The following is a 12,986-nucleotide window of genomic DNA, read 5'->3' on the forward strand; positions in this document are numbered from 1 at the left end:
GTCGAACAGATCAGTGCGACACGGTCCCGGGCGGGGGCATTCCGCCCGGGACCGTTGTCCCTGCCCTACCCCTGCCACGAAGGCGAGGAACCGCGCCGGCATGACCGCCACGGACGACCACCCCGACCACGCACCGACCGCGCCCCCCAAACCCGCACACCTGCTGGCCGGCGCCGTCCGGCACAGCGCGGGCCGGACCGCGGCCGTATTCGCGTGCAGCGTGGGCTCCGCAGGCGTCGCCATCGCGCTGCCGGCCGTCCTGGGCCACACCCTCGACCTGCTGCTCGAGCACGGCGCCGGACTGCGCGTCGCGGTCACCGTGTGCGCGATCCTGATCGTCGTCGAGATCGCCTGCACCGCGCTCGAAGCCCTGCTCGGCGGCATCATCACCGCGCGCAGCGCCGCGTGGCTGCGCCGCCTGGGCATCGACCACCTGCTGTCCGTCGCACCGCATCGGGCCGCCGAACACGGCCCACCCGGCGACCTGGTCACCCGGCTGACCGGCAATGTCGCCGAGGCGAGCACCGCGCCCACCACCGCCGCGACCGGCCTCGCCGCACTGCTCGTACCGCTCGGCGGGCTGATCGCCCTCGCCGTCATCGACGTCTGGCTGGTCGCCGCGTTCCTGGCCGGCGTACCGCTGCTGATCTGGCTGCTGCGGTCGTTCGCGCGCGGCTCCTCGGACAGCGTCACGCGCTACCAGCGGGTCCAGGGCGAGATCGCCGGCCGGCTGGTCGAGGCGCTCGGCGGGGCCCGCAGCATCGCCGCCGCCGGCGGCACGAACCACGAACTGGACCGGATCCTCGCGCCGTTGCCCCGACTGGCCGAGCAGGGCCGGCGGATGTGGCTGGTGTACGGGCGGGCCATGGCCGGCGCCGGCATCCTGGTGCCGATGTTGAGCACCGCCGTACTGGCCGTCGGCGGGGTCCGACTGGCGGCCGGCGACCTGACCGTCGGCGAACTGCTCGCCGCCTCGCGCTACACCGCACTCGCCGCCGGTCTGGGCGTGGCGGTCGGCGGGCTGGACTCGCTCATCCGCAGCCGGGCGGCGGCCCGACGCACCGCCGTACTACTCGGCATCCCCGCGCTCCGATCGGGCAGCCGTGCGTTGCCGGCCGCTGGGCCCGGCCGGCTCGAACTGCGCGGCGTCACCGTACTCCGAGGCGGGGCAGCGGTGTTGCGCGGCGTCGATCTGGTGGTACCCGGGGGTGGTACGACGGCCGTGGTCGGGCTCTCCGGCGCGGGCAAGTCCACCCTGGCGGCGGTCGCCGGGCGGCTGACCGACGCGGACGCGGGCGTGGTGCTCCTGGACGGCGTACCGCTGACCGAGATCGATCCCGCGCAGTTGCGGTGCGAGGTCGGGTACGCGTTCGAACGACCCGCGCTGTTCGGCGACACGATCGCCGACGGCATCGGCTTCGGGCCCTACCGCCCCGCACCGGACCGGATCGAGGCGGCGGCCTCGGCGGCCGGCGCGGACACCTTCATCCGCCTGCTCCCGGCCGGCTACGCCGCGCCCCGGGCCGATGCGCCCCTGTCCGGCGGCGAACTGCAACGCCTGGGCCTGGCCCGGGCATTCGCGCACGCCGGCCGACTGCTTGTGCTCGACGACGCCACCTCCAGCCTGGACAGCGTCACCGAACTACGCGTCGGCCGCGCGCTGGCCCACGAAGTCCGCACCGGAACGCGTCTGTTGATCGCCCACCGGGTCTCCTCGGCGGCCCGCGCCGACCTGGTGGCATGGCTGGAGAACGGGCGGGTGCGCGCGGTGGGCACCCACGAGACATTGTGGGAACAGGCGGAATATCGCGCGGTGTTCGCCGATGGGGATGCGGCTGAAGGGGGCGGCGGGGAGGAGACGGGGGGTGCCGATCCGGGCCCGGGCAACGGGACCGACCGCCGAGCGGGGCGAGCTGATCCGATCCCGGCGGGCCGGGTCGGGCACGAGCCGGCCGAGACCGAACCGGGCTCGCGGGACCGGGCCGACCGCCCAGCGGTGTGCGCCATTCCGGACCCGACAGGCCGGGTCGGGCACGAGGCGGCGCGCGTCGCACCGGGCCCGGCGGGGCCGGTCGGGCGCAGGCCGCTCGACGCCGAACCGGGCTCGGCGAGCACGGTGGGTCGAACGGCGATGCCGGCCGAACCGGGCACGGACGGCCGAGCCGACCACCAAGCCGAGTGCGTCGCACCGGGCCCGGCGGGACCGGTCGGGCGCAGGCCGCTCGAAGCCGAACCGGGTCCGGCGAGCACGGTGGGTCGAACGGCGATGCCGGCCGAACCGGGCACGGACGGCCGGGCCGACCACCGCGCCGGGCAGGCCCAGTCGGGGGCGCCGGGCCGGGTCGGCCGGCCGGCCGGGGGTTCGGTGGATTCGAGTGGGGTCGGGCGATGACGGCCGGGCGGTCCGCGGTGCCGGCGCTGGCCCGGCGGTTCCTGGCCCGGCGGCGGCGCGTCCTGGTCCGGCTCGGCGCCTGGTCGTTGCTGGAGTCGGCGCAGACGTTCCTCGGCGGCTACGCCGTGGCGATGGCCCTCGACCGCGGCTTCCTGGCCGGGCGTACCGGAACGGGCCTGGCCTGGCTGGCCGTCGCGGCGGTGGCGATCCTGCTCGGCGGTCTGGCCACCGGCGGTGTCTTTCGCGGACTCGCCGATCTGGTCGAGCCGTTGCGCGACGGGTTGATCCGCCGGGTGGCGACCCGGGCGCTCGTCGAGGCGATCGAGTCCCCCTCGCGTGCGGCGGACGGCGCGGTGGTGTCCCGGTTGACCAATCAGACCGAGATCGCCCGGGACAGCTTCGCCGGACTGGTCCTGGTGGCCCGCTCGTTCGTCTTCACGGCGATCGGCGCCCTGTTCGGACTGGCCGCGCTGGCCCCGGAGTTGCTGATCGTGGTGTTGCCGCCGCTGCTGCTCGGGCTGCTGCTCTTCCTGGCCACGCTGATCCCGATGGCGGCCCGGCAGCGCGCCTTCCTGGACGCCGACGAGGCGCTGTCCACGCAACTCGGCGCGGTGGCCGAGGGGTTGCGCGACATCTTGGCGGCCGGCGCCCGCGAATCGGTCGCCGCCCGGACACACGCCCTGATCGAGGCCCAGGCCCGGGCGGCCCGCTCGCTCGCCCGCTGGGCCGCCGCGCGCGTCGTCGCGCTCGGCGTGGCCGGGCAGTTGCCGGTCCTGCTCCTGCTGGTCGCCGCGCCCTGGCTGTTGCGCCGAGGCCTGACGGCGGGCGTCCTGCTCGGCGCGCTGACCTACCTGACACAGGCGTTGTTGCCCGCGCTGCACACCTTGATGAACGCACTGGGCGCGGCGGGTACCAGGCTGCTGGTCATCCTGGATCGGCTGACCGAGGGGCCGAGGTCGGCGGCGGGGACGGGCGCTGCGGAGAGCGCGGGCGCTCCGGGTGCGGCGAGCGCTGCCGGTGCCGTGGTCGTTGCCAGCGCCACGAACACGGCCCGCACCACGACGATTGCGGCAACCACTACGCGCGCCACGCGCATCACACGCACCATACGCGCCGCCGGCCCCGGTGGCGTCGAGGTGTGTGGTGTGACGTTCGCCTACGGGCCGAACGCCCAGCCCGTGCTGCGTGATCTGGACCTGGTCGTCGTCCCCGGTGAACATCTCGTGGTGGTGGGCCCCAGCGGGATCGGCAAGTCGACGCTGGCCGCGCTGGTCGCCGGTCTGCTCGCGGCCGATCGGGGCGAGGTGCGCGTGGCGGGTCGACCGGCCCACCCGCTGCCCGCCGATCCGTCCCGGCTGCGCGTACTCGTTCCGCAGCAGGCGTACGTCTTCACCGGCACCGTACGGGAGAACCTGCTCCAACTGTGCCCGGACGGCGCCGCCGACTCGGCGCTGACCGCCTCGGCGGACGCGGTCGGCCTGCTCCCGCTGATCCATCGACTGGGCGGCCTCGACGCCGTGGTGGATCCCGGCACGCTGTCCCAGGGCGAGCGCCAACTGTTCGCACTGGGCCGGGCGTACGCCTCCCCCGCGCCCCTGGTGTTGTTGGACGAGGCCACCTGCCATCTCGACCCCGCCGCCGAACACCGGGCCGAGCGCGCCTTCGCCGCCCGACCCGGGACACTGCTCGTGGTGGCCCACCGGATCAGCTCGGCCCGCCGGGCCGGTCGTATTCTGGTCCTCGACGGCGTACACGCGGTCTGCGGCACACATCACGAACTCCTGGACCGGTCACCCCTGTACCGCGACCTGGTCGGCCACTGGCACACCGAACGCATCTGAGCGCACCCGAACGCACCCGCACCAGCGCCCGCGTCGGGAGTCGGGAGTCGGCGGCCCGAGCCCGGCGGCGCCTATTGCGGCCCGGTCACACCCAGCCCGCGTCCCGGGAGATCCGGATTGCGTCGATACGGTTGCGCGCACCGGTTTTTCGGGTGATCGCGGACATGTAGTTGCGTACCGTCCCGATGCTCAGCCGCAGGCTGTGCGCGATCTCCGGCGGTGAGGCCCCCTTCGCGGCGAGCGCGAGCACGCCCAGTTCGCGCGGGGTGAGCGGCGCCGTGGCGGCACGCAGCAGATCGAGCGCGAGCGACCCGTCCACGTAGCGTCGACCGCCCGCGATCAGCCGGATCGCGCGCGGTAGTTGCAGCGGCTGCGCGTCCTTGTCCACAAAACCGAGGGCCCTGGCCTCGACCGCCCGGCGCAGCGTGCCCGGTCGGGAGATGGTGGCCAGCACGAGCAGTGCGCAGTCCCGGTCGACCGGGCGACAGGGTAAACGCGCGGCGCCGGGACAATCGACGTCCACCACGCACACATGCGGACGTTCGGATCGTGCTCGCCCGGGTGCGTCGGCCCAGTTCTCCGCAATCACCTCGATGTCGTCCTCACGATCGAGCAGCGCGGTGAGCGCCGATCGCATCAGTTCCGTGTCGTGCACCAACAGAACTCGGATCATGCCGGGCCTCCAGAGGTCGTCTCGTCGTCGACGGAGCGAAGCACCCGTCAAACACGTCGATAGCTACCCCATCCCAGGAGCCTCAGCACTACCGGTAATCGGATGATGCTTTTATGCGACATTAAGATCCGTGGCTCGCATCTCCTGTCGAACCATGATCGGTCGGGCCCGGTATCGATCGGGGTCACGCCGGCCGGCACAGCAGGCACACCCCGGCGGCGATAGGGTGTCCCCCTGTGTCGGACCGTCGCACCACGATCATGGAAGCCGCCGCCCGCGTCATCGCGCGCCGGGGCGTACGAGGCCTGCGCGTCGAGGAACTGGCGGCCGAGGCCGGCGTGTCGACGGGGCTGGTGTACTACCACTTCAAGGACCGCACCGGCGTCCTGCGGGCCACATTGCAGTTCATCAACGACCGAGCCGACCGGTACACGACGGAACGAGCCGCCGAGGCCCGCCCGGCATCACCACGCGCCGAACTCGCCGAACGCCTGCTCCTGGAACTCCAGGACGACCCGGTGGTCCGGGAAAACAGCACCGCGTGGGGCGAGTTGCAGGCGAGCGCGGTATTCGACGAGTCGCTCCGGGACGACCTGCGCCAGGCCACCGAGGAGTGGTCCATCGAGATCGCCGAACTGATCGCCCGGGCGATCCCGACCGCTCCCCCGGCGCACACCCGGGCCGCCGCCGAACGCCTGACCGCGTTGCTGGAGGGCCTCAGCGGCCGCTGGCTCGCCGACATCCTCCCGGTGACCCACGCCCGAGCCCTGATGTCCGACGCGATCACCGTCGAACTGGCCCGACTGCAACCCTGACCCCAACCGAAGGCCCGAGTCGAACCGCCCCCAGCCACAGCGCCCGTGCCGCGCCTTCGGGTGCACCCGCACCGCGCGGCCGAGCGGCGCATCAGGTGTCGAAGCGCCGGCGGGCGGCCTCGATGTCACCGAGGTAGCGGTGCGTCCAGCCGCACATCCCGTCGACCGTGGCGCGCAGGGCTCGGCCCGGCTCGGTCAGGGTGTACTCGACCCGCGGCGGCACGGTGGGGTGTACGTCCCGCTCGACCAGGCCGTAGCGCTCCAGCATGCGCAGGTTCTGGGTGAGCATCTTGTGACTGACACCTTCGACCTCGTTCCGCAACTCGCCGAACCGCAGGGTGCGATCACCGAGCGCCTCGATGATCAGGAACGCCCACTTGTTGGCGACGTCCGAGAAGATCTCCCGCGCCAGGGAGTCCGCGCGCCTCAGGTCCGCGTCCTCGGGCGAGCCGGTGAACTGCTTGGCCCCCATCGGGTCCCCCAATCACTGGAAAGTGCGTTCTTTCAGGTCGGCGTCCACTCTCCGACAGTTCCCGAGTAACCACAAGAGAGCATGTGCGGCCGCACACCCCTGGAGTACGTGGAGTTCCTTGCTATCGGCCTCGGTGCCGCGCCCCGGTTGGGATGCCCGGGGGATCACTGCGGCGAGGCGTGAGCTGCTCGCGACGGAGGCGGGCGAGGGCGCCTGAGGGTTCGGGGCGCACGGGCCCTGTCGGGAGGTGGTGGTGCTACCCACCTCCCGACAGTGGGCGCGGCGCTACTGGCGGGTGCCGCAATCGGGGCAGAAGGCGGAGCCTGCCGGTACCGTCGCTTGGCACGAGCCGCACGAGCTGGTCTGGGCGAGGCGGTGTCCGCAGCCCGGGCAGAATCGGGCGCCGTGCGTCTCGGCGGAGCACTGCGGACAGACCAGCTGCAGCGGCCGGTTCACGTCGTAGCGCGCGCCCTCCTGGGCGCCTGCCGCCATCGCCCGCTCGCTCACCGCGTCGTTGCGCCCGCGTACGGTCGCCGCGGCGGCCTCGGCGGCGGTGTCCGGCGCGCAGGTCGCGCACAACCCGAGCGAGGTGTCGAAGCAGCGCCCGCATACGTAGTTGGTGCAGCGTCCGCAGCGGTTGAAGTGTCCCTCCGCGTTCTGGATCGCCTTGGTGAACGCGGTGTCCCGGGCCCGGCCGTAGCCGGCCGTGGCCAGGCCGCTCGCCGCGGTGCTCGCCTCCGAGCCGGCCCGTCCGAACACGCCCCAGGCGGCGCTGACCCCGCGCTGGAGCCAGTCGGCGGCACGACCGCTGTGCCACGCCTCGAACGGCGAGCGCCAGGTGTCGTAGCAGCGCTGACAGCTGAACTCGAATTGGAAGCCCGCACCGGTGCCCGACGACACGCACAGGTCCGAGTAGTTGCGAGAGAAGTAGATCTCCTCGCTCATCGACACCCCCCTCTGGATGTTCCCAAGGTGCGTCGACGCTCGACCGTGCGAGACCCCGCCGACGCGGCACGACCTCGCCACGCCCGAGGGCGACGCGCGGCGGGAGACCCCCTCCCGACGCTTGGATTATTGCGCAAGCAAAGGATCGCCGGGCGGCCACGTCCCGCTTTCGGCGCCCGGGCCACCCCGAGCACCCTCCGAGCGCCCTCCGAGCACCTCCGGGCAGCCACCCGGGCAACGCGGAGCGGGCGTACGTGATCGGGTGATCACCTACGCCCGCTCCCCCGTCTCCGATCAGTCGTCGTCGTCATCCCCGAACATCTCTTCCGCCAGCATCCCGCCCAGGAAGCCGCCCGCCGCGCCGGCGGCCAGCCCGCCGACCACGCCGCCCATCCCGGAGCCGCCACCGCGACCGCCGCCCTGCGAAGGTGCGTTCTGCCCGCCGGAGTTCACCCACGGGCTCGGCTGCGCGCCGCGCGGGTTGCGGGCCGCGTAGTCCTCGACCGCCTTGCGGATCCAGGAGTCGAGCAGACTGTCCAGGTCCTTGCGCAGGTCGGTGTTCTCCAACCGGTTGCGGTCGGCGACCTGGCCGAACGCCTCGGCGGGCGAGCCCACATGCACCGATACGTAGGTGCCGTTCGGCGAGGACTCGAAGGACAGCGCGACCTCGCGGCAGGTGTCCGCGTAGGCCGGCGAGGCGTAGAAGGCGACGTCCTGGCGGAACGGCAGGCCGGGTCCCGCACCGACCCGACCCGCCGTCAGGTCGGCGTCCTTGAACGCGAATCCGAGGGTCAGCGCGGCGTCCAGGACCCGGTGCTGGACGGGCAGCGGCTCGATCTCGACCGGGTTCGACACGCTCTTGTGCTTACGACCGTCCAGGTCGAGCGTGGTCCGCACGGACACCGCCGGGCTGGTCAGTCGTTGCCCCGCGATCGTGGTGAACGGAGCCTCGTAGGGGACGCGGAACGAGAAGGGAATCACCCGCTGTTCCTGCGCGCCGAGCCGAAGTGGGCCCGAGCCGACCGCGTCGGCGAACGCGACGGATCCGTCACCGCCGCCGGGGCGGGCGGCACCGGCGGTCAGCGCGACCAGGGACAGGGTGACACCCTTGAGCTCGGCCGCCCGGCTTCCGCCGACCACGGTGATCTGGCCCTCGAGGGTGTCGCCGGGTCGGACCAGGGGTGTGGACACGACGGTTTCCACGGTGGGGGTGCCCACGCCGATGGCATCGAGAACTCGGTTGAACACCATCAGGTGTCGTCCTTTCGGAGATGTGCTGTTCGCTGGAAGGAACGCACGGGGAGCTCCGATAGTTGCAGACTTGCGCAACTTATAAAATTCTTAGCGCGACTCCGAGTCGGCGCCGTCCGTCTGCGCCACCCGCTTGACGAACTGTTCGGCGGTGACCACGTCGGCCGTGGACTGGGCCAACACCACCAGCGCGGCGCGGTGTACCTCGTCGGCGGACATCGCACCCCACCCCAGGTCGGGATGATCGTACGTGGCGCACGCGTCGGCGATCACCACGGTCCAGTAGTCGCGGAACATCGCGTCGCGCGCGGTGGCGTGTACACAGTCCTCGGTGGTCACCCCGGTGACCGCGACGGTGGTGATGCCCCGGCCGCGCAGCAACATGTCCAGGTCGGTGCCGTGGAATCCGCTGTAGCGGTGCTTCTTGACCACGATCTCGCCCTCGGCGGGCGCCACATCGGGATGGATCTCGCTGCCCGGCGTGCCGTCGACAAGCGCGGTACCGGCGGCGATCGGCGGATAGAGGTCGCCGTAGCGGCCCCGGTCGGAACCGTCCGCGCGGTGTACATGCGCGGTGTAGACGACCAGGATGCCCACCCGGCGACACTCGTCGAGCAGCGCGGCCAGGGTCGGCAACATGGCGCGGCCGGCGGGCGACTCCAGTGGGGCGCCGGGGGAGATGAAGTCGTGCTGGACGTCGACGACGATCAGCGCGGTACGCGCCGGATCGATGGCACTCACCTGGTAGCCCATGACCGGGACCTCCTCGAAGAGCACGTTCTCGCCACATCGGATATGGCGTGAATATGACGTGCGCCACAATAGCTCTATATCGAGAGCTTGAGAAGATCCGCTGCCGCCGCCGCGAGCCGCGCCGGCCCTGTGGGTCGGCCGGCGCCGGCCGCGTCGTCAGCGTGCGGCCAGTGTGTCATCCACCCACTCGCTGGCGAGCACCTCGTCCAGGACCAGGCTGCCCGCGCCGAGCAGACACGCGTCCCGCCCGGTGACCGCGGTGGCGATCTCCAAGTCCCGCGTGGCCAGCGGCAGGCAGCGCTCGTAGATCGCGCCGCGTACGGCGGCCACGAACGGTTCGGCGGCGGACAGCCCGCCGCCGAGCACCAGTACGTCCGGGTTGAAGAAGTTCACCAGCGGCACCAGCACCTGGCCGGCCAGCCGGCCGGCGTTGCGGACCAGCGTGGTCGCCTCGGGGACGCCGTCGTTGACCAGTTCGACCAGGTGGCGCGACGAGGTGACGTCGATGCCCTGGGCGCGCAGCGTGCGGCGCAGCGCGGCGCCGCTGGCGTGTACCTCCAGGCAGTCGGAGTGGCCGCACGAGCAGGTGACCGGTTCGGGGACGTGCACCGGTACGTGGCTGATGTCGCCGGCGGCGCCGCGGCCCCGGTGCAGCCGGCCGGACACGATTATCCCGCAGCCGATCCCGGTGCCGGCCTTGACCGCCATCAGGTTGTCCCGGTCCGGCCAGCCGTAGCGGTGTTCGCCGACCGCCATCAGATTGGCGTCGTTCTCCACCACCACACGCACGCCGAGCAGTTCGCTCATCCGTCGGCCGATCGGGAAGTCGTTCCAGCCGGGCATCCGGGACGGCGCGACCACCTTGGCGGCGGCCGGGTCGACCGGTCCTGGCATGCCGATCCCGACCCCGAGCAGCGGCAGGTGTTCGACGGTGGCCTGACGCAGCGTCAAGCGCAGGTTCTCCAGGAGCCGTTCGGTCACCCGCTCGGGCCCTTCGGCGATGTCGCCCGGGAGTTCGTGTTCCAGGAGCACCCGGCCGGCCAGGTCGAGCACCGCCATCCGCACATGATGCGTGCCGACATCGACCGCGACCACGACGCCGGCGTTCTCGTGCAGGCGTAGTTGGCGCGGGCGGCGACCGCCCCGGGAGGCACCCTCGCCGTCCTCGCGCAGCAGGCCGGCCTCGATCAGCTCCTCCACCCGCAGGGAGACGCTCGACGGCGCCATGCCGCTCAACCGGGCGAGTTCCGCCCGGGATCGACCGTGCCCCCTGGCCACCAGTCGCACCAGGTCACCCGCGCTTCCACCCAACGTCCCACTCCCGTTCGAGGCCACCTGCTGCGGTACGGCAGTGACAGGAATAGCACACCAGGTAATAACCAGCAAGGCATTGACTTCCTTCGAAATTAACTTCTACTGTCACTCGAAACTTCGATTCCGAACAAAGATGGAGCGTCGATGAAGCCCGCGTCGCCTTCTTCCGCCGTAGTGACGCCCATGGTCGAGGCGCGCGCCATCAACAAGTCGTTCGGCGCGGTCCGCGTGCTGACCGACGTGGACCTGACCGTCGCCGCCGGGGAGGTGGTCGTACTGATCGGCCCCTCCGGCGCGGGCAAGTCGACGCTGTGCCGCTGCCTGAACCGCCTGGAGAACGTCGACTCGGGCGTGGTCCTCCTGGACGGCGAGGAACTGCCCGCCGAGGGTCGCGCCTTGGCCAAGCTCCGCACCGAAGTGGGCATGGTCTTCCAGCAGTTCAACCTGTTCGCGCACAAGACCGTGCTGCAGAACGTCACCCTCGGCCCGACCCGGGTCAAGGGCCTGTCCGCGAGCGAGGCCGACCGCCGCGCCCGCGAACTCCTGGACCGGGTGGGCATCGCCGACAAGGCCGACCACTACCCGGCGCAGCTGTCCGGCGGACAACAGCAGCGCGCCGCGATCGCCCGGGCGCTGGCCATGCAGCCCAAGGTGATGTTGTTCGACGAACCGACCAGCGCGCTCGACCCGGAAATGGTCAACGAGGTCCTTGACGTCATGGTCGATTTGGCCCGAGAAGGGATGACCATGGTCGTGGTCACGCACGAGATGGGCTTCGCCCGCCGGGCCGCAGACCGGGTGGTCTTCATGGCCGACGGCCAGATCGTCGAGGTCGGCACCCCCGACACCTTCTTCACCGCCCCGACCACCGACCGCGCCCGGGACTTCCTGTCCAAGGTGCTCAGTCACTGACGCCCCGCCACCGAGTCACCGAGTCGGCGGTCACCGGTCACCGGCTCGACCGACCGGGCGGCCACACCGCCGATCCGCCGAGCGTCCGGACCACCGCCGCGTTCCCCGGCCCCGTACGCCCTCGTCCCCTGCACCCCTAGCTGCAAAGGAAGGCCCCGATGTCCGGCTTCCCCCTCCGTCGCCTGCGCACCGCCGTCCCGGCGGTCCTCGCGGCGCTGTCCCTGACCGCGCTGGCCGCCTGCTCCGGCGGCTCCTCCTCGGACGTCCCCGGCGGGTCCAAGCCCGCCGGCGAGGACGTCGCCAAGAAGGCCGACGTCGCGCCGGACACCGCGATCCTGTCCGGGTCTACGATGGCGAAGATCAAGGAGCGCGGCTACCTGATCGTCGGCGGCTCGCAGGACGCGCCGCTGTGGTCGCAGCTCAACCCGATATCCGGCAAGACGGACGGGTTCGACGCCGAGATGGGCCGACTCCTGGCGAAGTACATCATCGGCAAGCCCGAGGTGAAGATCGTCAGTTCGGCCACCGAGACCCGTGAGGCACTGCTCCAGAACGGCACCGTCGACGTGGTCTTCCAGACCTACACGATCACCCCCAAGCGGGCCGAACAGGTCGCCTTCGCCGGCCCGTACTACTCGTCGGGCCAGGCCATCCTGACCAAGAAGGGCGCGTCCGGCATCAAGGTGCCGGCCGACCTGAACGGGAAGACCGTGATCGCCGGCGCCAACACGCCCGCGATCGCCGCGATCAAGCAGGTCGCCCCGGACGCGAAGGTGGTCACCTTCGGCAGCGACCCGGAGTGCGTGACCGCGCTGCGCCAGGGCCGCGGCGACGCGTACGTCCAGGACCAGGCGCTCCTGGTCGCGGACGTCAAGCAGAACCCGGACACCACGGTGGTCGGCGAGCCGTTCACCGCCGACCCGTACGGCATCGGCCTCAAGCACGACGACGCCGCGTTCAAGACCTTCGTCAACGACTGGCTGCGCAAGATCGGCCAGGACGGCTCGTGGCAGGCCGTCTGGAAGCAGACCCTCGGCACGGTCGTCGAGGGCAACGCGCCGAACCCGCCCGCGATCGGCGGCGTCCCCGGCTCCTGAGCCCGGACCGGAACGGCACCCACGGCTCCCGAGCCAGGGCCGAACCGCGCCCTCGGCTCCCGAGCCCGGGGCGGGACGGCACTCCCGGCTCCCGAGCCCGAGCCGAAACCGAGGGCGCTCCGGCTCCTGACGACCCGTCGGGAGCCGGGCCCCTCCCGGGCCCGCCGACCGAACCGATCGCGCCCCGACGCCGGTTCGGTCGGCGGGACCCCGACGGGACCCCCGCCGGCAGCCTTCCGGGCGGCACCGCATCGCACCCGGTAGGCCCGGGCCGGAACGGCGCCCGCTCCCGAGCCCGCCCGACCGAACCGACCGCGCCGCGGCCCCGATTCGGTCGGCGGGACTCCCGTCGGCGGCCCGGCCGGCGGCGCCGCATCGCGCCCGGCGCCGCGCCCGGCCGGGGCCGGTCCGAGCCGGCGCCGCTCTCGGCCGAGGCCGGTGCCGAAGCCGGTGCCGGTGCCGACCGGTGCCGACCCGGCCGGCGTGGTCCCGCCGACGCCGGTCCCGACCCGACCTCCCTC

General features: G+C 72.3%; 11 protein-coding genes. 5 read left to right on the forward strand and 6 right to left on the reverse strand.

From position 1 onward, the window contains the following. Window positions 1-100 precede the first annotated feature (100 nt). Together ABIA38_RS23965 and ABIA38_RS23970 are read left to right on the forward strand one after the other, a co-directional pair. Complete coding sequence (locus ABIA38_RS23965; RefSeq protein ID WP_424640846.1) at window positions 101-2,392, forward strand: ABC transporter transmembrane domain-containing protein; 2,292 nt, start codon at window positions 101-103, stop codon at window positions 2,390-2,392. Then, window positions 2,389-4,233, forward strand: a complete 1,845-nt coding sequence (locus ABIA38_RS23970) for an ATP-binding cassette domain-containing protein (protein WP_424640847.1) — start codon at window positions 2,389-2,391, stop codon at window positions 4,231-4,233. The genes ABIA38_RS23965 and ABIA38_RS23970 overlap by 4 nt, the downstream gene beginning before the upstream one ends. 85 nt (window positions 4,234-4,318) lie before the next feature. Here ABIA38_RS23970 and ABIA38_RS23975 read toward each other — a convergent pair whose 3' ends face one another. Then, a complete protein-coding gene (locus ABIA38_RS23975; protein ID WP_424640848.1) occupies window positions 4,319-4,906 on the reverse strand; it encodes a LuxR C-terminal-related transcriptional regulator in 588 nt (195 codons plus the stop codon). Window positions 4,907-5,142: 236 nt separating this feature from the next. On the opposite strand from ABIA38_RS23975, the gene ABIA38_RS23980 reads away from it, so the two are divergent. After that, window positions 5,143-5,721 carry a TetR/AcrR family transcriptional regulator gene (locus ABIA38_RS23980; protein ID WP_424640849.1) on the forward strand — a complete coding sequence of 193 codons (579 nt, stop codon included), beginning with the start codon at window positions 5,143-5,145 and terminating at the stop codon, window positions 5,719-5,721. Between the two features lie 91 nt (window positions 5,722-5,812). On the opposite strand, the gene ABIA38_RS23985 is transcribed toward ABIA38_RS23980, so the two are convergent. From ABIA38_RS23985 to ABIA38_RS24005, 5 genes are all read right to left on the reverse strand, one after another. After that, window positions 5,813-6,193: a winged helix-turn-helix transcriptional regulator gene (locus ABIA38_RS23985; protein WP_424640850.1), complete on the reverse strand. Its 381-nt coding sequence runs from the start codon at window positions 6,191-6,193 to the stop codon at window positions 5,813-5,815. A gap of 285 nt (window positions 6,194-6,478) precedes the next feature. Further along, window positions 6,479-7,138 (reverse strand): zinc ribbon domain-containing protein, encoded by a 660-nt coding sequence (locus ABIA38_RS23990; RefSeq protein WP_424640851.1) that lies wholly within the window; start codon window positions 7,136-7,138, stop codon window positions 6,479-6,481. A 294-nt stretch (window positions 7,139-7,432) separates the two neighbouring features. Continuing rightward, a complete protein-coding gene (locus tag ABIA38_RS23995) occupies window positions 7,433-8,389 on the reverse strand; it encodes a sporulation protein (RefSeq protein ID WP_424640852.1) in 957 nt (318 codons plus the stop codon). A 90-nt stretch (window positions 8,390-8,479) separates the two neighbouring features. Then, complete coding sequence (locus ABIA38_RS24000) at window positions 8,480-9,142, reverse strand: isochorismatase family protein (protein ID WP_424640853.1); 663 nt, start codon at window positions 9,140-9,142, stop codon at window positions 8,480-8,482. A gap of 156 nt (window positions 9,143-9,298) precedes the next feature. Further along, on the reverse strand, window positions 9,299-10,453 hold the full coding sequence (locus tag ABIA38_RS24005; protein ID WP_424640854.1) for an ROK family protein: 1,155 nt from the start codon (window positions 10,451-10,453) through the stop codon (window positions 9,299-9,301). Window positions 10,454-10,600: 147 nt separating this feature from the next. Between ABIA38_RS24005 and ABIA38_RS24010 the strand changes: the two genes are divergently transcribed. Continuing rightward, on the forward strand, window positions 10,601-11,368 hold the full coding sequence (locus ABIA38_RS24010) for an amino acid ABC transporter ATP-binding protein (protein WP_424640855.1): 768 nt from the start codon (window positions 10,601-10,603) through the stop codon (window positions 11,366-11,368). Between the two features lie 158 nt (window positions 11,369-11,526). Continuing rightward, on the forward strand, window positions 11,527-12,465 hold the full coding sequence (locus tag ABIA38_RS24015) for a glutamate ABC transporter substrate-binding protein (RefSeq protein ID WP_424640856.1): 939 nt from the start codon (window positions 11,527-11,529) through the stop codon (window positions 12,463-12,465). Window positions 12,466-12,986 lie beyond the last annotated feature (521 nt).

Origin of the sequence: Embleya sp. AB8, assembly GCF_049739465.1 — a bacterium.
In the GTDB taxonomy this organism is placed as follows: domain Bacteria; phylum Actinomycetota; class Actinomycetes; order Streptomycetales; family Streptomycetaceae; genus Embleya.

What these genes read in the sequence shown, in the direction of transcription:
- ABIA38_RS23965 (WP_424640846.1), top strand. Translation starts at nt 101, where the DNA reads ATGACCGCCACGGACGACCACCCCGACCACGCACCGACCGCGCCCCCC.
- ABIA38_RS23970 (WP_424640847.1), top strand. Translation starts at nt 2,389, where the DNA reads ATGACGGCCGGGCGGTCCGCGGTGCCGGCGCTGGCCCGGCGGTTCCTG.
- ABIA38_RS23975 (WP_424640848.1), bottom strand. Translation starts at nt 4,906, where the DNA reads ATGATCCGAGTTCTGTTGGTGCACGACACGGAACTGATGCGATCGGCG.
- ABIA38_RS23985 (WP_424640850.1), bottom strand. Translation starts at nt 6,193, where the DNA reads ATGGGGGCCAAGCAGTTCACCGGCTCGCCCGAGGACGCGGACCTGAGG.
- ABIA38_RS23990 (WP_424640851.1), bottom strand. Translation starts at nt 7,138, where the DNA reads ATGAGCGAGGAGATCTACTTCTCTCGCAACTACTCGGACCTGTGCGTG.
- ABIA38_RS23995 (WP_424640852.1), bottom strand. Translation starts at nt 8,389, where the DNA reads ATGGTGTTCAACCGAGTTCTCGATGCCATCGGCGTGGGCACCCCCACC.
- ABIA38_RS24000 (WP_424640853.1), bottom strand. Translation starts at nt 9,142, where the DNA reads ATGGGCTACCAGGTGAGTGCCATCGATCCGGCGCGTACCGCGCTGATC.
- ABIA38_RS24010 (WP_424640855.1), top strand. Translation starts at nt 10,601, where the DNA reads ATGAAGCCCGCGTCGCCTTCTTCCGCCGTAGTGACGCCCATGGTCGAG.
- ABIA38_RS24015 (WP_424640856.1), top strand. Translation starts at nt 11,527, where the DNA reads ATGTCCGGCTTCCCCCTCCGTCGCCTGCGCACCGCCGTCCCGGCGGTC.